Source organism: Anaerolentibacter hominis, from assembly GCF_032380675.1.
Lineage (GTDB): Bacteria > Bacillota > Clostridia > Lachnospirales > Lachnospiraceae > Anaerolentibacter > Anaerolentibacter hominis.
The window spans coordinates 1557319-1576218 of sequence record NZ_JAWDIX010000001.1 but is presented as its reverse complement, the minus strand read 5'-3'; the positions used below and the strand labels follow the sequence as shown (position 1 = coordinate 1576218).

The following is an 18900-nucleotide window of genomic DNA, read 5'->3' as shown; positions in this document are numbered from 1 at the left end:
TTATATAATAAAAGGGTCAGAAAATAAGCGGCGGCAGGAGGAAACATGTTTCGAATAGGAGAATTTTCAAAGCTGACACAGGTTTCGGTCAGAATGCTTCGTTATTACGACGAGATGGGACTTTTGAGACCGGCCCACACGGAGCCGCGGAGCGGCTACCGTCTGTATTCTGCCGATCAGATTCCTGATTTAAACCGAATCCTGTATCTCAGGGACAGCGGATTTCAAATTGCAGAGATAAAGAAAGCTCTTGTCAGCGATCAAAACGAGATAATTAAAATGCTGTATGATAAGCAGATAGACATTGAAAAAGCAATACAGGCAGAAGAATTAAAGCTAAGAAAAATAGAACAGGCTAAGCAGGCGGCGGCAAGCGGAGGACAGGGGCTTTATGAACAGATTTTCACCAGAGCGGTTCCGGCCTGTCAGGTTCTCTCCCTGAGAAGAGTTATTCCAGACTATTACGGGGAGGGCGGACTGTGGCTTGAATTGTCCGCTTTTGCCAGGAAGAACCGGGTGGAAGTATCGGGAAGCAGTTTTTCCATCTATCACGATAAAGAGTACAAAGAAGTAAATGTGGATGTGGAATTGTGTGTTCCCGTCCAAACGGCAGGAAAAAATGCAGGAGATTTTGTTTACCGGAAAACAGAGCCGGTATCGGAAATGGCCTGCACTATGGTATACGGAGATTTCTCAAATATTGGGCCTGCATACAAAAGCTTTGCCGGATGGCTGCAGAAGAACAGTCAGTTTCATATGCTGGGGCCGAGCCGGCAGATTGTGCACCGCGGCCCATGGAATGAGGAAAATACCGAAAATTATCTGACCGAGCTTCAGATTCCATTGGAAAAAGATAGATAATTTATAATTCTCCTTGACTCTAACACGATGTGAGGGCCTATATTGAATCTGCAGATCAAAAAAATAAGGAGGAACATACGATGACAACATTTCAACTTCATTCTATCGGTACGATTCATTGTGAGCAGGAGGAAGCTTATATTAAAGTAGACCCGGAATTCATACCGGCTCTGCAGGCGCTGGATGGATTCAGCCATATTCAGGTGTTATGGTGGTTCAGCGAATTTGACAACGCACAGGCAAGGACGGTTCTGGAAGCCGAGAAGCCCTATAAGAAATCACCGGATAAGATGGGGATTTTTGCTACCAGATCACCGCTCCGCCCAAATCCTATCGCACTGAGTACCGCAGAGGTAACTTATATTGACCATAAAAACGGGGTGATCGGTGTCACCTATCTGGATGCCTATGATCAAACTCCTCTTCTGGATATTAAACCCTATACCCCGAGCATGGACCGGATCGGGACGCCCCAGGTACCGGAGTGGTGCGCCCACTGGCCGAAGAGTTTCGAGGAGTCAGGAGAGTTCCCATGGGAGGAAGAATTTAATTTTTAACGAAATAAAGAAAAGCAGTTTACCTGCAGGTTTTCCTGGTTTATCATGGAAGTAGATAAGACTCCCACCTCAATAGGTGGTGAATAAATAACAAATTCGTCATGGTGGGAGCCCAGTCTCCTTCCAGGATAAAGCCTCCGGCGGCTCGCAGCAAGTACGCCGAGGCGTACTTGAAAATGTGCCTAAGAAAGGGGCGGAAAGAAATAAAATGAGAGATTGTGAAAAGACAATTGGAAATCTGATCGACAAGCAGGGAACTGCTTTTCTCAGTTCTGTGGATGAGGCCGGCTTTCCAAATACGAAAGCAATGCTGGCTCCCCGTAAAAGAGAAGGGATTCAGACCTTTTATCTGACGACGAATACCTCTGCCATGCGTACGGCCCAGTTTCGGGCCAATCCAAAGGCATGCCTTTATTTCTGTGACAAACGTTTCTTCCGGGGTGTGATGCTGCTGGGAACGGTGGAAGTGCTTGAGGATCAGGAGAGCAAAGAAATGATCTGGCAGGAGGGAGATACCATGTATTATCCTGAGGGTGTCACAGATCCGGATTATTGTGTCCTGCGTTTTACCGCATTTGAGGGCCGGTTTTACAGCAAGTTTAAGTCGGAGACATTTTCAATTGGATAAATGATTTCCTGCAGGGAGGGGCAATATGGAGGGTAACGATACTTATTATACATCCATTACAGCGCTGAAAGCCAGATTTGACGAGACCGAAAAAAGCTGCGCATTCCGGGCTTCCGGCCCGGAAGAATACCAAAGGTGGAAGAAAGAAACCAGAGAAACCCTGGCGGCTCTGCTGGGACTGGCTAAAATGAAAATGCCGCAGGCTCCGGTTCGAATCACAAAGACAGAGCAGCTTCAGGACTATGAGAGAATTCATCTCATTATTCCGGTGGAGCCGGGAATCGGGATGCCCTGTTTTTTTCTGAAACCCAATAGACCGAGATGCAGTCCCTGTCCAGTGATTATTGCCACTCATGGGCATGGAAGCGGAGGAAAACTTGCGGTCGCAGGCCTGGATATGGGTAATAAAAAATTGCGAGAAAACCGGATGAATTTTAACTATGCCTACGGAGAGCATCTGGCCACGCAGGGCTATATGGTTTTTTGCCCGGATGCCAGAGGATTTGGAGAACGGAGAGAAGCCGGACAGCAGGGGGAGGATTCACTGTTGTCAAGTTCCTGCCGGGAATTAAACCAGGTGGCTATTTCCATGGGAATGAGCCTTCTGGGGATGTTTATCTGGGATCTGATGCGGCTTCTGGACTATATCTGCACAAGAGAGGACTGTGATACCGGTCGGATAGCCTGTGTGGGCTTCTCCGGAGGCGGAGCCCAGAGCCTGTGGCTCACTGCGCTGGATGACAGGGTGCGTGCAGGGGTGGTGAGCGGATACTGCTACGGCGTCGGCGATTCTCTGCTGCTTATGAACGATAACTGCAGCTGCAATTATGTTCCGGGTCTCTGGGAACATGCCGATATGGGCGATGTGGGAGCCCTCATTGCGCCCAGGCCATTACTTATTGAGACCGGGGATAGCGATCCGTTAAACGGACACCGGGGAGTGATCAATGCCCTGGAACAGACGGACGTAATAAAAAGCGCATACCGTCTGCTACGTGCACAAGATCAATTCCGTCATGAGGTCTGCCGCGGAGGGCACCGTTTTTACGGGGATTCGCTGGACGATTTTCTGGAACGTGCACTGGGTTAATATCTTGTCAGACAGAAGCGAAAACGCTTCGGAAGGGAGAATAGAATGTTTCAATATGATTTTAATGTACCGGAGACAAAGAAAATAAGACTGATTATCCATACGGACTGCAAGAATGAGGCGGACGACCAGTACGCCCTTGCCCACCATCTTATGACCCCTAAATTTATGGTGAAGGGAATCATAGCCGCTCATTTTGATAAGAATGTGCAGGAGTATGGAGCGGGCAATACCATGGATGCTAGCTTTCAGGAAATTTTGAAGATGCTGGATCTGATGGGTCTCTCCGGAGAGTATCCGGTGTTAAAGGGTGCACCGGTGCCTATGGAACATGAGACAGACATGATCGAATCGGAGGGCGCGGACTTTATTATTGAGGAGGCCATGAGAGAAGACGAACATCCTCTTTATATTGTGTGTCAGGGTTCTGTCACAGATCTGGCCTGCGCTATCCTGAAGAAGCCTGAAATATGCGGGCGGATGACGGCGGTCTGGATCGGCGGGGGGAAATGGCCGGAGGGCTGCAAGGAATTTAATCTGAAACAGGATATCCCGGCGGCGAACGTAGTGTTTAAATCGGACATGCCTCTGTGGCAGGTTCCGATTGATGTGTATAAACAGGTTGCTGTCTCTCTGGCGGAGCTCCAGTATAAAGTGAAGCCCTGCGGCAAAGTGGGAGAGTATTTATTCCGGCAGATGGTGGATTATAATAATAAGTTTGCCTGGAAGCTGCACTGGCCCCAGGGGGAAACCTGGGGGTTGGGAGATCAGGCCACGGTTACCGTGCTGCTGGATGAACTGGAACGAATGAATTATGATATGATGCCGGCGCCGGAGATCCGGGAGGATATGACCTACAATCACACCGGTAAATACCGGCCGATCCGGGTATATCATACCCTGGACGCCAGAATGACGATGGAGGATTTTTACGCGAAGCTGGCCATCAACTTTAGAGACAAATAAAGGAAAACAAATAAAAACGCCATAAAATGGCGTTTTTATTTGTTTTAACCGAACTTGTTTATTATAATTGGGCCTTCTGGCCTTTTGCTCCCCGTTTTCGGTTCCTTACTTTCTTAGCGCTTAATACTTTGTCCCGGCAGGTAAAGGTTTCTGTTTCCAGCGGAAGGACCGTGGAGTAAACCACCGAGTCTCCTGGACCAAGATCAATGCCTTTCACACCCCGGCTGGTCTTTTTTAAGAGCGAGATCTCATTGACCGGATAACCAAGGGAGAGCCCTTTTTCCGTGAGCATGATCACTTTATAGCCCGCCGATAAGACAGCAGAAGGCGCAAGAGGAGTGACAGATATGATTTCGTCCCCTTCTTCCAGTTTCGTGGAGGCAATCTGGGTCCGGTTGGAATCAAATTCAGCCCCGGAGACGATTTTTACATATCCTTTTTTTGTAGCAAAGTAGAGGGCAGAATCAAATACAGATTCGAACGCTGCATAGCATACCGCATCTGCCTTGCCGATTTTACACAGAGTTTGGATCAACGCCCCCTTATCCTTTAACTTAACCCTTGGGATGGCAGAAGCTTTGATGCGGAACAGGCTTCCGTCCGAAGTGAAGACACAGAGAGAATCGTCGCTCTGCATGGACACCACATGTGAGAATTCCTGAAGGGTCTCTTCGCCCAGCCGGGCATAGCTCTTATCATCAATAGATTTTACATAGCCGAACCGGTCGATCAGTACATAGACCGTTTCCACCACAACTTTTTCTACATAATCTTCATTCTGGATACTGGCAATTTTCGTTCTGCGTTCCGACGCGAATAACTTACGGAAGTTTTTCAGTCTGTTTTTGATTGATCGGAGCAGCTCCTTGGGATTTCCAAGAATTGCCTCATAATTTGCGATCTCCTCCGCCAGACTTTCTTCTTCTTCTTTTAATTTCAGGATTTCCAGACCGATCAGCCTGCTCAGCGGCATAGCCAGGATCGCATCGGCCTGACGCTCGGTGAAATTAAGCTCAGAGGCCTCTTTGCGGGAGGCATCGGAGCGAAACTTAATATCGGTAATATCCCCGCCGATCAGGCAGCCCTTGGCCTGTTTGACAGAAGAGGAACCACGCAGGATCTCGATGATCAGATCAATGATATCGGTAGCCTTAATCAGGCCGGATACGATTTCTTCCCGGCTTCTGGCCTTATTCAGAAGAAAGCGGTATTCTCTTGTGTAGAGTTCCTCCTGGAAGACAAGAAATTCTTCCAGATACTGCTTGAGTCCAAAGGTAAAAGGCTGTTTTTCCTTGACCGCAAGGAAGTTGACGGAATAGGTATCCTCCATAGATGTCTTTTTATAGAGACCGTTTAGAAGATTATTGATATCCCGGTCTTTCTTCACTTCAATTACAATCCGGATGCCCTCCTTGGAGGACTCGTCCCGGACATCATAAATTTCGTCAAATACCTTGTCCTTCATCAGGGACACAAGACTCTCCACCAGCTTTGTCTTATTTCCGGCGATTGTGTAGGGGATTTCTGTAATAATAATATTTTTTCGGCCGTAATCACCGTTTTCTATCTCCGTGTTTGCACGGACACGGATGCGGCCTTCCCCGTGTTCATAGATCGAGAGCAGATCCTCCTGATTAATGATCGTACCGCCGGTGGGGAAATCCGGACCGGGCAGATATTCCATCAGCTTCTCCGTGGAAATGGACGGCCGATCCATATAGGCAATCGTGGCGTCGATCATTTCCCCCAGATTGTGGGGCGGTATATTCGTGGCCATACCTACCGCAATACCGGTTGTCCCGTTGATCAGCAGGTTGGGGAGCATGGCGGGTAAGACGGAAGGCTCCTTTTCGCTTTCATCAAAGTTGGGTATAAAGTCCACAAGACCCTTTTCCAGATTATTCAGCAATGTCATCGCGCCGGGAGACAGTCTGGCTTCCGTATACCGCATGGCGGCGGCCCCGTCTCCGTCAATGGAGCCAAAGTTGCCATGTCCGTCCACCAGCGGCACAGAGAGAGAGTAGCTTTCCGTCAGATGAACGAGCGCGTCATAGATGGAGCTGTCCCCGTGAGGATGGTATTTACCCATGGTATCACCGACGATACGGGCGCTCTTCCTGTGCGGCTTGTCCGGTGCCAGTCCCAGTTCACTCATCGCAAAGAGAATTCGCCGCTGTACCGGTTTCAAACCATCCCTCACATCCGGAAGAGCACGGGCGATAATTACACTCATCGCGTAATCCCGGTAAGAAGTTTTCATCTCCTCCGAAAAATCCAGTTGAACGATATTGTCATTATTTATTTCAGCCATTGGAATGTCCTTCCTTTGTTAAATATCAATTTTAGCGTACTGTGCCTCTTCCATAATAAAATTACGCCTTGGGGCTACCTCACTGCTCATCAGTGTGGTTGTAATTTCATCGGCTTCCACGGTATCGGTAATGGTCACCTGGGCAAGGGTCCGGGTCTCCGGGTCAAGCGTTGTCTCCCAGAGCTGATCGGCGTCCATCTCACCCAGGCCTTTGTAGCGCTGCACGTTCAGGATCTTATTTTTTCCTTCTTTTCGAAATTGTTCCAGCGCAAAGTCATTGAACAGATAGCGGGACTCCTTTATCTTTTTGGATTTCCCCATTTTTTCATACTCTACCCGGTACAGAGGCGGCAGGCCGCGGTATACTTTGCCCGCCATAATCAGTTCCGGCATAAAACGGTAGAAGAAGGTGAGCAGAAGAGTACTGATATGGGCGCCGTCCACATCCGCATCGGTCAATATAATAATTTTATCATAGCGCAGCTTTTTGATATCAAATTCATCGCCGATCCCGCAGCCGAATGCGGCGATCATTGTTTTAATTTCGTTATTCGTTAAAATCCGTTCCAGGGAGGCCTTTTCCACATTTAAAATCTTTCCCCTGAGAGGGAGCACCGCCTGTGTTTTCCGGTTCCTGGCCGTCTTTACCGTGCCGCCGGCCGAATCGCCCTCCACCAGATAGACTTCACATTCCTCCGGCTTTTTGGAAGAACAGGATGCCAGCTTGCTCCGGGTGTCCACATCGTTTAGCTGCTTTAAAACCGCGGTGCGGGCCTTGTCACTGGCGCATCTGGCATTATAGGATTTCATGCAGTTATCCAGGATATCCTTTAATATCGTTACGTTTTTATCAAAATAAAGCTGTACCTCCGTGGAAAACACATCATCCACCGCGGTTTTGGCATCGGTGTTGCCAAGCTTTGTTTTTGTCTGCCCTTCAAACTGAGGATCGGGATGTTTGATCGAAATGATGGCCACAAGCCCATTGCGGACATCTTTCCCGTCAAAATTATCATCTTTTCCCTTCAGGATACCCAGTTCCCTGGCATATTGGTTCATGACACGGGTGAGAGCCATCTTAAAGCCGGTTACCAGCGTTCCGCCGTCTACCACGTTGATCCGGTTGCAGTAGGCATTGATCTGTTCACCGAAGTTCTTCGTATATTGAAAAGCTACCTCCACCTCGATATCACCGCTTGTCCCTTCAATGTAAACCGGGTCCTCGTGGAGGACGGAAGCTTCCCTGTTAATATACCGGATAAAGCTTGCGATTCCGAATTCTTCCTGGTAAGTGGTTGTCTCGCCTGTTAATTCGTCATGAAAAACCAAACGCAGGTTTTTATTCAGATAGGCAACCTCCCGCAGCTTTTTGCGGATGATGTCTGCCTTGAATTCTACGGTTTCAAATATGGTGGAATCCGGATAAAAGGTTACTTTCGTACCGGTATCACTTTTCTTGCAGGTACCTACCACCGGAAGCAGGCCGTTTTCCAGTTTGGTTACGGGTTTGCCGCCATTTGTGTACTCATCCCGGTAAATACTGCCGTCCTTCCTGACCTCCACAATCATCCGCTCCGAGAGGGCATTGACCACGGATGCGCCCACGCCGTGAAGACCTCCGGACACTTTATACACCGTGTTGTCAAATTTTCCGCCGGCATGCAGGATTGTATAGACAACCCGCACCGTGGGGATCTTCTGGGTGGGGTGGATATCCACCGGAACACCTCTTCCGTTGTCCGCTATGGACATTCCGCCGTCCTTTTGAAGAGTTATGTCAATCTGGGAACAGAAACCGGCCAGATGCTCGTCGATTCCATTGTCCAGGATCTCCCAAATCAGATGGTGAAGACCCCGTTTCCCTGTGCTGCCGATATACATGCCCGGACGTTTTCTGACGGCTTCTAATCCCTCCAGAACAACAATTTGACTTCCGTTGTACTGTGCCATTTTTCAGTCTCCTTTATATCTAGTAGTTTTTTAGCCATAATTATTATAAGTATACCATATCTGGGTTTTTATTCAAGGAAAAGCAGGCCATTTTACATACTGGCAGGTTTACTTTTAAAGGTATCGGCAGTATAATAAACATATATTAAAGAATTCTTGAGTATTAAAGAATAGAAAGGATGATAATTATGAACTTGGCAAAAATATCTGCAAATGGTCAAATTACAGTGCCAGTAGAAATAAGGCGCAGGCTTGGACTTAAATCCGGAGATAAAATTTTGTTCTTTCAAAATCAGAATGGAGAGATTGTTGTAAGCAACGCATCTGCAACTGCTAATAAGGATTTTTTAATTCTAAATTTGAAACGCCCAAAATGTATGACTGTTGCAGAGTTTCTAAGAAGAGAGGGTATAGAGGAATAAATCTTTTACCAGTTCTATCAAGTCTTTTAATTTGTATATTTGTCTAATCTTTGTTTATTCACATCTTTAAATATTATTTTCTTTTATTTCAGACATATATAATCACTTGTTTTAAATTTAAACACATAATAATTTATTCTAATTATCAACTTAAGAATAAATGTATTTTCCCCTTTTTTGCTTTTTCGATTGACAAAATGAGAAATTTCCTATTTTATTTACTATATAGAATGGATTATAATGTAGAGTACATAATAGGAATACGGCATTACGGCTGTTTAAGCCGTTCATTTGCTTGGGAGAAACCGTATTCTTGTTTGGCAGAAAGTGCTCAAGACGAGAAAGGTATGGGAGAAAAGAATGAAAAAACCATTTGTTACAAAAGAACAGGTACAGGAGATTGTAAAAACATACCCTACACCATTTCACATCTATGATGAAAAAGGAATCAGGGAGAATGCCAGAAGAATGAAGGAGGCTTTTTCCTGGAATAAGGGATTTAAGGAGTTTTTTGCGGTTAAGGCAACTCCGAATCCGTTTATATTAAAGATTCTGAAGGAAGAAGGCTGCGGTACGGATTGCGCCTCCCAGACGGAGCTGATGCTCTCCCAGGCGATGGGGTTCGGAGAAGGGGAGATTATGTTTTCCTCCAATGCCACGCCCGCCAGCGAATATGTAAAAGCCAGGGAGGTAGACGCTATTATCAATCTGGACGATATTTCTCACATTGATTTCCTGAAAGAATGTGCCGGGATTCCTGAGACCATATGCTGCCGATTCAATCCGGGCGGGGTGTTTAAAATCAGTACAAGTATCATGGACAACCCGGGAGATGCCAAGTATGGATTTACAAGAGAACAGATGCTGGAGGGATTTGGCCGGCTGAAAGAACTGGGAGTGAAGAATTTTGGCATACATTCTTTCCTTGCCAGCAATACAGTAACAAATGAATATTATCCCACGCTGGCGAAGATCCTGTTTGAGCTGGCTGTTGAGCTGAAAGAAAAAACAGGTGCTAATATTACCTTTATTAACCTGTCAGGCGGAGTGGGAATTCCATACCGTCCGGATCAGGAGGGGAACGACATTATGGAGATAGGCGAGGGAGTCAGGAAAGCCTTTGAGCAAGTCATGGTTCCCGCCGGCCTGGGGGATGTGGCAATTTATACGGAACTGGGCCGTTTTATGCTGGGGCCCTATGGGGAGCTGGTCACGACAGCCATTCATGAGAAGCATATCTATAAAGATTATATCGGACTGGACGCCAGCGCGGTTAATCTGATGCGTCCTGCCATGTACGGCGCCTATCATCATATTACGGTGCTTGGCAAAGAAAATGAGCCATGCGACCACATGTATGATGTGACTGGTTCGCTGTGTGAGAATAATGATAAATTTGCAGTGGACCGGATGCTGCCGAAGGTGGATATCGGTGATTTCCTGGTAATCCACGACACCGGTGCACATGGGTTTTCCATGGGATATAATTATAACGGCAAATTAAGATCCGCGGAGCTGCTGTTAAGAGAGGACGGAAGCGTTCAGATGATCCGCAGGGCCGAGACGCCTCATGACTATTTTGCAACGTTTGATTTCTGTGATGTTTTAAAGAATATGAAATATTGATTCAGGCCGTTTCCGGCGGCTTTTGGGGATGCCCGCGGGGAGGAATCGGCGCGGGCTCCTTTTCCTGTAATCGGATGATGAAAGACGGTATTTGGAAGGAAAGGACGACATATGAAACAGGGCTTTTTAAAAGTAAGTGCCGTGACACCGGAGCTTCGGGTCGCGGATTGTGTTTTTAATGCGGAGAAAACCATAGAGGCTGCAAAAGAGTGCATGAAGCAGGGTGTGAAGCTGGCCGTATTCCCCGAACTGGGTTTGACGGGGTATACCTGCGCAGACCTGTTCCTCCAGTCTGCGCTGCTCAGAGGGGCGCAGACCGCTCTGAAACAGGTGAAAGAAGCTTTCAGAGGTTACGATATGATTCTCGTAGTGGGTTTTCCGCTGCTGTACAGGGGTAAGATTTACAATACGGCGGCAGTGCTGCAGAACGGATGCCTGCTGGGACTGGTGCCGAAGAGCAATATCCCTAATTATGCGGAATATTATGAAGCCAGACAGTTCAGCCCGGGAGAAGAAGAGACGGAATGGATTGAACTGGACGGCGAGAAGGTGCCATTTGGGCCTAACATATTATTTTCCTGCCGGGAGATGTCGGAATTTGTTCTGGGCGCCGAGATCTGTGAAGATCTGTGGGTTCCTGTTCCGCCCTCATCCCGTCACGCGATGGCAGGTGCAACCGTTATAGTTAACTTGTCCGCAAGTGATGAGACGACAGGGAAGCATAAATACAGACGGGAGCTGGTCAGCAATCAGTCCGGACGCCTTATCTGCGGTTATATCTATGCCGATGCAGGGGAGGGAGAGTCGACGACCGACTTGGTGTTCGCAGGACACAATATGATAGGAGAGAACGGCAGTATCCTGGCGGAATCACACCGATTCGAAAATGGAATTCTGACGACAGAACTGGATCTGGGCCGCCTGGTCAGCGAGCGACGCCGGATTCCTTCCTTTTCCTCCTGCTCGCTGAGCGGATATACCGTAGTGCCATTTTCTCTGAATATAGAGAAGACTGTGCTTACCCGGAAATTTGAGCAGACTCCCTTCGTGCCTCAGGCGGCAGACGAGAGAGATATCAGATGCAGGGAGATCCTTGCTATACAGTCTCAGGGGCTTAAAAAAAGGCTGGCGCATACCGGCTGCCGCTGTGCAGTTGTAGGAATCTCAGGGGGCCTGGACTCTACACTTGCGCTGCTGGTAACGGTTAAGGCATTCGACAGCCTCCATATTGAGAGAAAACACATTTTGGGTATTACCATGCCCGGATTCGGGACGACAGACCGGACCTATCAGAATGCGTTGGACCTGATTCGGATGCTTGGATGTACCTTGAAGGAAATTCCCATTGGACGGGCGGTAGAACAGCATTTTGAGGATATTGGACATGATGGTAATATTCACGATGTGACCTATGAAAACAGCCAGGCCAGAGAGCGGACCCAGATTCTTATGGATGTGGCTAATCAGTATAACGGACTTGTAGTAGGTACGGGAGACCTCTCGGAGCTGGCTCTTGGCTGGGCAACTTATAATGGGGATCACATGTCTATGTACGGGGTGAATGCTTCGGTTCCTAAAACACTGGTGCGTTATCTGGTGTCCTACTATGCCCGGACTGCGGATAGCGAGGAGCTAAGGCAGACACTTCTGGATGTGCTGAATACGCCGGTGAGCCCGGAACTGCTGCCGGCAAAAGACGGAGAAATTGACCAGAAGACGGAAGATATTGTGGGTCCCTATGAGCTTCATGACTTCTTCCTTTACTATGTGATGCGCTTCGGGTACGAGCCCTCGAAAATTTACCGTATGGCGGTGTATGCATTTCAGAATGTATATGAAGCAGACACAATCTATAAATGGCTTGAGACGTTTTACAGGCGGTTCTTCAGCCAGCAGTTTAAACGCTCCTGTCTTCCGGACGGACCGAAGGTGGGCAGTGTGGCTCTTTCTCCAAGGGGCGACTTAAGAATGCCAAGCGATGCCTGCGCGTCTTTATGGCTGGAGGATTTGAAAACAGTCAGACAGATTAATTCTTAAGAAATTCTAAGAAATTTTTTGCGGCGGGCTTATGGCTGGACAAAGTAAACGGCGGGTGGTAAACTGACAGTAGTAGTTACACGCCGGTACGGGGAGTGGGCGTGAGATTTAAGGGAGGGAACCTAAGTGGCTTTAAAAATTATCACTGATTCTGCATCAGATATACCCAAAAGTATCAAGGAGGAATTTAATCTCCATGTGATTCCCACGCCTGTGGTGATTGACGGGACAGACTATTTCGATGGTGAAACCATTCAGCCGGAGACATTTTATGATATTCTCCGTTCAGGCAAAGATATTAAGACCTATCATATCAATTCTTATATGTTTCATGAGAACTTTGAACCCTATGCAAAGAATGGGGATGAAGTGATCTACGTCTGCTTTTCAACCGGAATCGCGGGAACGTTCAATGCGGCTAATCTTGCTAAGACAGAGCTGCTGGAAGAATATCCGGATTTTGATCTGACCATTATAGATTCCAAATGTGCTTCCGCGGGCTTTGGTATCGTGGTCTATATGGCGCTGCTGATGCAGAGAAACGGGGCAGATAAGCAGACAATCATAGATGCGATTCAGTTCCACTGTGCGCATATAGAGCATATGGTAACAGTAGAGACACTGGAGTATCTGCTGAAAGGCGGCAGAATAAGCCGTACATCGGCGATTGCCGGAGGGCTTCTGGATATCAAGCCTATCATAGAAGTGAATAAAGACGGTGCACTGGTTGCCTTTGAAAAGGTAAGGGGCAGAAAAAAATCCCTTCACCGTGTACTGGAATTGGTAGGCATACGGGGCGAGGATCTGAAAAATCAGATTGTCGGTATCGTCCATGGTGACGACAAAGAAACCCTTAAATATATGGAAGAGAAGGTCAGGGAACTGTATGGGGTGACCCGGTTTGTAGAAAATTATGTAGGATGTGCCATCGGAGCACATACCGGACCTGGAGTAATCGGTGTGGTATTCCTGAATACGGAGTCGCCGTATAAAAAATGGTTTTTATAAGAGTTCAGAGAGGGCTGCCGTTGGCGGCTCTCTTTTTTACCTGAGCAAGCTCGCTGGACTTACTGGAGGGAGAGAAAATGTTTATTCAATCTTTGAAAATTCATAATTTCGGCCCATTAGGCCGGTTTGAGGTGGACTTCACGCCGGGAAAGATAAGCCTGCTGAAAGGCCGGAATGCATCGGGGAAGACTAATGTGCTGGCAGCCCTATATTCCTTCTTTCACGGGGACCGCATTATTAATTACTACCCGGATTCTGTGCTGACCGCGCAGGTGGATATCCGGGCAGAAGAGAGAACACAGAGTTATCATGCCCGGAGGGAATACGATGCAGCCGGTACCCGTATTATACTGGACAATCTGGAGGACGCGGCGGATCTGGCAGCTATGAAGAAGTATGTATACCTTTATACCAATGAGGAGATGTACAGACACCGGTCCTTTTCCGAGGAAGGCGTAAGAAATGCCCTCCGCTTTATTACGGAGACCGGCTGCCCGGAACAGGAACTTCTGGAGCGATGCCTGACGAAGGAAAGCGCTTATCTGTACCTGTCCGGCGGGGAACAGACACTGATACGTCTGCTGTGCATCATTTCCTCACTGCCGGACGGAACTGTATTTTTAGGAGACAATATACTTTCGTTTCTGGATGCAGAAACCGTACAGCGTGTTTTGAGGGTGATGGGTGCGGTTCACACTGTTCAGTTTATCATCACCTCGAATACGGAATATAAGCTTGAGCCGGAGCAGCGGGATCAGGTGGCATATATTCCGGTGGAAGGAGTACAGCGCCGGAGAAGCCCTATTTCATTTAATTACAGGAACCGGCAGCTGCCGGATATTATTAGAGAAGAGGAAAAAACGATATCCTTTGTCAGCTACCGTCTGGGAGAGAAGGTGCCTCTGGAGGAATGCCGGAATACGGAGTTTAAGGAAATTCTGGGAGAAAGTCCCTGCAAAGCGATTGTGTCCAATGCTGAGGTCTATGTGGTGTCGTTTCTGAATAGCCAGGTGAGCAGCAGCGGGACCATTCTCTGGGGAATCAGGGATGACCGGACGGTAAAGGGTGTTCTCCTTTCTTACAGTGAGAAGGATAAAATCAGGCGGAGAGTAACAGATGCGCTGGGGCAGGCGGAGCCCTATATCAGTCCCGATCTCTATACGATATCCTTTCAGAATATTACGGATGCGGAGGGAGAGATCATACCGGACTTATACGTGGTTGCTATTACCGTGCGTCCATTTGTCTCCGAACTGTTATTTCAGACCTCTAAGGGAACTGTTTATATTAAGACGGAGAGCGGCAGAAAGAAACTGAACTGCAGGCAGACTCAGGAAGAGCTGCTAAGCCGGCTGAGGGCGAGGGGAATGATAGGGAATGAAGAGTGAAAAATGAAGAAGGAAGAAGGAAGAGGGGAGGTGCAGCCGCATAGAATGGCGTTTCCATGTATTCAAGTACGCCTCGGCGTACTTGGAAGGAGACTGGGCTCCCACCAAGACGAATTTGTTATTTACACACCACCTATAAAGGTGGGAGTCTTATCTACTTTCATGATAAAAAACGGGCCCGGCTGGGCCCGTTTTATGTTTAAATACTGGAATCAGTTAATTCAAACAGATTTCCTTCCGGATCTCTGAAATAGGTGCAGCGCATCCCCCATGCTTCGATGTATTGTGGTTCACCGAGAAATTTGACTCCTGCTTCTTTCAGCCTCCGATAGTCGCCGTCAAGGTCAGAGGTGGGAATGATCGCTGCGATGGTGTCCGGCTGGGTGTGGGATTCAGGCTGCACATATCCCTGGAACATCGGCATTGCCTCTCCTGCAAAAATGGCCATACAGGGCGGGTTGCCGCTGCCTGTGGAAAAGGACGTGTAAGGTCCGTTTCTATCGCCCCAAACTACAGTTAATCCTATTTTTTCTGTATAAAAGTCAAAGCATTCTCCATAGTTTTTCCGTACCAGAATCCGAATCGTTGTTTCGTTGAATTTCATTTCTATTACGTCCTTTCTTGTGATTTGATGTACAGGCTTTATTATAAAATTAAAATTTTGCAACTTCACTGTAAAAATCGGACATGTTTGCTCTGTATGTCTGGGGTGTGATGCCGCATACCGTTTTAAAGTCTTTCACAAAGTGAGATACATCATAATAACCAAGTTTTTCTGATATATATTCCAGGGTGTTCGATTTTTCGTTCAGCAGTTTAAAGGATCTGTTTATTTTTACCAGACGGGAGAAGGCTTTCCTGCTCATACCGAGATATAAATTGAACAGTCTGTTTAAATGCCGGGGGCTATAATGAACATCATTCGAAATTTCTGCGGCGGTTACCACACCCTCCGTTTGAACGGCTGCCAGAAGAGCCTGTGCAAGTTCTTCTGGATATGGGAATTTAATGTTTTGAATCAATTGTTTCTCTAATTCCTCCAGCAGATCGTCCGGGGTTAAAGATGAACTTAAACTATGTCGTAGGACAGCATCCAGTGAGGGATCTATGGATGAAAAAGATATAATTTTGTCTTTCAATTCCTTTTGATTCATTTTTCCAAACGGATAAAAGCCTGCAGGCTGGAATTCGATAATAAAGATATAATCACATTTATTTGCAATATCGCCGATCTTTTGCGGTTTTGAAGCCGGGCCGAATAACCAGCTGTGAAGTCCGCCGGAATCCTGAAAGAATACAAGGGTGACACTGCCATGGGGCATAACCGTATAATTATCAGAGATGATGGATGGATCGGGGAAGGTGATTGTGAAATTAGATATTAAACTTCTAAGCCGTTCACATGGCAATAAGTAAGCATACTTTTCTTCTCGGATCAGTACCCGCCTGCCAGATATAATTTTTAAACTGTTTTTCGTTATCATTATGTCTCGTCTCATTTCAGATATTCTGGTTACTATATGGAAGTTCGGAGAAGTTATCTAAATAGATTAGGGTGTCAAAACAGTGCATAGCACCAAAGGTGCTTTTGACACCCTAATCCTAAATAATGAAAAACGGCGCTTATCCCAAGACAGGAACAGCGCCGCTTATTTTGTTACATAGGAAAGTTCTCAAAAACTTCGTCCTCTTATTCCACCGTTACTGATTTGGCCAGATTTCTGGGCTGATCTACATTGACGCCTCTCTGCAGCGCAGCGTAGTAGGCGATGAACTGCAGGATCGGAATCGCACAGAATGGCGCGAATAAATCATCTACCTCAGGAAGGCGGATCTGATGATCACAAAGGGTACTTTCTATTGGTGCGTTATGTCCGGTTATCATGATGACCATAGCTCCCCTGGAGCGGACTTCAACGATATTGGAAACCATTTTCGTATAAACGCCGGACTGGGTTGCCAGCGCGATCACCGGTACATTGTCGGTGATCAGTGATATCGTACCATGCTTTAACTCACCGGCCGCATAGCTTTCAGAATGGATATAGCTGACTTCTTTTAATTTCAGGGAACCTTCGCAGGATAGGGCATAATCCAGGCCCCTTCCAATAAAGAACAGATTTTCACATGTCTTTAATTCCCTGCTGATTTCTTCAATATCCTGTTTGTGAGAGAGTACCTCCGACACCAGGGACGGCAGTTTTAACATCTGATCCATAGCATGGCGGATTTCCTCCTCCGGCCGTTTTTTAAGTATATAGGCCCAGCGGAAGGCAACAAGATAAAGGCAGGCAACCTGAACCGAATAGGCTTTCGTACTGGCAACGGCAATTTCCGGTCCGGCGTGTGTGTACAGTACATAATCACTTTCCCGGGCAATGGAAGAACCTTTTACATTCACGATGGAGAAGGTTTTGGCTCCTTTTTCTTTTGCCAGACGGATAGCGGCCAGAGAGTCGGCTGTTTCTCCGGACTGGGAAACGGTAATCAGCAGAGTTTGTTCATCCACGATCGGGTCCTGATAACGGAATTCCGACGCGATTTCAACGGTGACAGGAATACGCAGAAGCCGCTCCATGAGAGAACGTCCCAGAAGCCCGGCATGCATCGCCGTACCGCAGGCAGAGATAATAATGCGGCGCGCACCGGTAAAAAGTTCATCCGGTATCCCGTCATGTTCGAAATCAGGCAGGCCGTCTACAATTCTGGGAACGATTGTATTGCGCAGGGAATCCGGCTGATCAAATATTTCTTTTAACATGAAATGTTCAAATCCGCCCTTTTTGGCCGCGCTCACATCCCAGCTGACATGAAGCATTTCCGGTATGACCTGGTTTCCCTCCATATCGGTAACCAGTATTTCTTCGGGTGTAAGTATCGTTATATGATTTTCAGGCACAACAAAATAGTCCTTGGAATACTTGAGAAGAGCCACCATGTCGGAGGCGATAACAGAACCAGATCCCACATGAGAAGCAACCAGAGGACTGCCGCTGCGGATTGCATAGATGGTATCCGGATGGTCTGCAAAAAGAATACAGAATGCATAGGCGCCCGTCAGCCTTTTTACCGCCTGTCTGATGGCAGTTACAGGATTCCCCTCATAAAGCTGCTCCAGCACCATAGCGGCAATTTCCGTGTCGGTCTGGGAGATGGGTTCCTTTCCGGCTTCCGCCAGCTCCGCCTGAAGGGTCTGATAGTTTTCGATGATGCCGTTGTGAATCAATGTAACACGGCCGCAGGTATGGGGATGAGAATTCAGATCGGAAACTCCGCCGTGGGTCGCCCATCTGGTATGGCCGATGCCGCAGTGAATCCCGGCCGGAGCAACGGCAGACGCTTTGTCGGCTAGACATTTCACCTTGCCTGCCGTCTTGATTGTCTCAACACGGCTTCCATGAAAATAAGCAATTCCCGCACTGTCATAGCCCCGATATTCAAGCTCCGAAAGACCATTCAAAAGAACTTCAACAGCGTCCAGTTTTCCGGTAAAACCAATAATTCCACACATAATTTACCTCTCCTTTTCGATTGACTTAAGGAGCATACGCCGTTTCCTGCACCGGAACATCCCGGCAGGCCGTTCTGTGAGCGGTGCAGGAAAAATAGGCGCAATTACCCCTTGCTGCCGGTTCTGTCAAATTTGTTCCGCGGTTACCCGCGAAGTTTGCTGACAGAATCATGTCCGGTAACATGTAAAGAGCATCCGCCGAATTTTCGATAAACTCTTTTCCTCGTCGACCTTTGCCGTTCAATGAAACGGCCCCGGAAAGGTACATGGCGCTAATGTTTTATAACATTTCTGTTATTTGCCGTATCAAATGCCGAAGTCCGATCTGCAAATCATACAGCCGGCGATCCCGGGAAATCCTGTGCCTGCCTAAAATTTATCATGCACAGGCATGAAAGTCAAGCGGACTACAGGATATCATATGCAGGCATATTAAGAATGTGCAGGAGGCTGTGAACGGCGGAGACCGGCTGCATAAAATAAAGAAGATTAATGAGGATCTGAGGCGGATTAAAATATTTTTTTATTTTATTTTCTATTTTTTG

The 18900-nt window shown here is 47.3% G+C and carries 15 protein-coding genes; 10 read left to right on the top strand and 5 right to left on the bottom strand.

Annotated elements, in window-relative coordinates:
* Positions 1 to 45: 45 nt before the first annotated feature.
* From ABCW47_RS07300 to ABCW47_RS07280, 5 genes are all read left to right on the top strand, one after another.
* On the top strand, positions 46 to 861 hold the full coding sequence (locus ABCW47_RS07300) for a MerR family transcriptional regulator (protein WP_343209196.1): 816 nt from the start codon (positions 46 to 48) through the stop codon (positions 859 to 861).
* Positions 862 to 941: 80 nt separating this feature from the next.
* Entirely contained in the window at positions 942 to 1418 is a 477-nt protein-coding gene (locus ABCW47_RS07295; RefSeq protein ID WP_343209195.1) for an SAM-dependent methyltransferase, read from the top strand.
* Positions 1419 to 1626: 208 nt separating this feature from the next.
* The gene (locus ABCW47_RS07290; RefSeq protein ID WP_343209194.1) at positions 1627 to 2046 is read left to right on the top strand and encodes a pyridoxamine 5'-phosphate oxidase family protein; all 420 of its coding nucleotides are present in this window, start codon (positions 1627 to 1629) and stop codon (positions 2044 to 2046) included.
* Positions 2047 to 2071: 25 nt separating this feature from the next.
* Positions 2072 to 3136 carry an alpha/beta hydrolase family protein gene (locus tag ABCW47_RS07285; protein WP_343209193.1) on the top strand — a complete coding sequence of 355 codons (1065 nt, stop codon included), beginning with the start codon at positions 2072 to 2074 and terminating at the stop codon, positions 3134 to 3136.
* A gap of 45 nt (positions 3137 to 3181) precedes the next feature.
* On the top strand, positions 3182 to 4102 hold the full coding sequence (locus tag ABCW47_RS07280; RefSeq protein WP_343209192.1) for a nucleoside hydrolase: 921 nt from the start codon (positions 3182 to 3184) through the stop codon (positions 4100 to 4102).
* A 61-nt stretch (positions 4103 to 4163) separates the two neighbouring features.
* Here the strand turns inward: ABCW47_RS07280 and ABCW47_RS07275 are convergent, their stop codons facing one another.
* Positions 4164 to 6413 carry a DNA gyrase/topoisomerase IV subunit A gene (locus ABCW47_RS07275; protein ID WP_343209191.1) on the bottom strand — a complete coding sequence of 750 codons (2250 nt, stop codon included), beginning with the start codon at positions 6411 to 6413 and terminating at the stop codon, positions 4164 to 4166.
* A gap of 18 nt (positions 6414 to 6431) precedes the next feature.
* Positions 6432 to 8363 (bottom strand): DNA gyrase/topoisomerase IV subunit B, encoded by a 1932-nt coding sequence (locus ABCW47_RS07270; protein WP_343209190.1) that lies wholly within the window; start codon positions 8361 to 8363, stop codon positions 6432 to 6434.
* Between the two features lie 188 nt (positions 8364 to 8551).
* On the opposite strand from ABCW47_RS07270, the gene ABCW47_RS07265 reads away from it, so the two are divergent.
* The 5 genes from ABCW47_RS07265 to ABCW47_RS07245 all read left to right on the top strand — a co-directional run bounded on the left by ABCW47_RS07265 (position 8552) and on the right by ABCW47_RS07245 (position 14844).
* Positions 8552 to 8785, top strand: coding sequence for an AbrB/MazE/SpoVT family DNA-binding domain-containing protein (locus tag ABCW47_RS07265; RefSeq protein ID WP_343209189.1), 234 nt, complete (start codon positions 8552 to 8554; stop codon positions 8783 to 8785).
* Between the two features lie 360 nt (positions 8786 to 9145).
* Positions 9146 to 10411 carry a diaminopimelate decarboxylase gene (locus ABCW47_RS07260; RefSeq protein ID WP_343209188.1) on the top strand — a complete coding sequence of 422 codons (1266 nt, stop codon included), beginning with the start codon at positions 9146 to 9148 and terminating at the stop codon, positions 10409 to 10411.
* Positions 10412 to 10522: 111 nt separating this feature from the next.
* The gene (locus tag ABCW47_RS07255; RefSeq protein WP_343209187.1) at positions 10523 to 12448 is read left to right on the top strand and encodes an NAD(+) synthase; all 1926 of its coding nucleotides are present in this window, start codon (positions 10523 to 10525) and stop codon (positions 12446 to 12448) included.
* A gap of 126 nt (positions 12449 to 12574) precedes the next feature.
* Complete coding sequence (locus ABCW47_RS07250) at positions 12575 to 13456, top strand: DegV family protein (protein ID WP_343209186.1); 882 nt, start codon at positions 12575 to 12577, stop codon at positions 13454 to 13456.
* Positions 13457 to 13533: 77 nt separating this feature from the next.
* Complete coding sequence (locus tag ABCW47_RS07245; RefSeq protein WP_343209185.1) at positions 13534 to 14844, top strand: RNA-binding domain-containing protein; 1311 nt, start codon at positions 13534 to 13536, stop codon at positions 14842 to 14844.
* 199 nt (positions 14845 to 15043) lie between these two features.
* Here the strand turns inward: ABCW47_RS07245 and ABCW47_RS07240 are convergent, their stop codons facing one another.
* The 3 genes from ABCW47_RS07240 to glmS form a co-directional block, all read right to left on the bottom strand.
* Entirely contained in the window at positions 15044 to 15448 is a 405-nt protein-coding gene (locus tag ABCW47_RS07240) for a VOC family protein (protein WP_343209184.1), read from the bottom strand.
* A 49-nt stretch (positions 15449 to 15497) separates the two neighbouring features.
* The gene (locus ABCW47_RS07235; RefSeq protein WP_343209183.1) at positions 15498 to 16343 is read right to left on the bottom strand and encodes a helix-turn-helix domain-containing protein; all 846 of its coding nucleotides are present in this window, start codon (positions 16341 to 16343) and stop codon (positions 15498 to 15500) included.
* 191 nt (positions 16344 to 16534) lie between these two features.
* Positions 16535 to 18355: a glutamine--fructose-6-phosphate transaminase (isomerizing) gene (gene glmS / locus ABCW47_RS07230; protein ID WP_343209182.1), complete on the bottom strand. Its 1821-nt coding sequence runs from the start codon at positions 18353 to 18355 to the stop codon at positions 16535 to 16537.
* Positions 18356 to 18900: the final 545 nt, after the last annotated feature.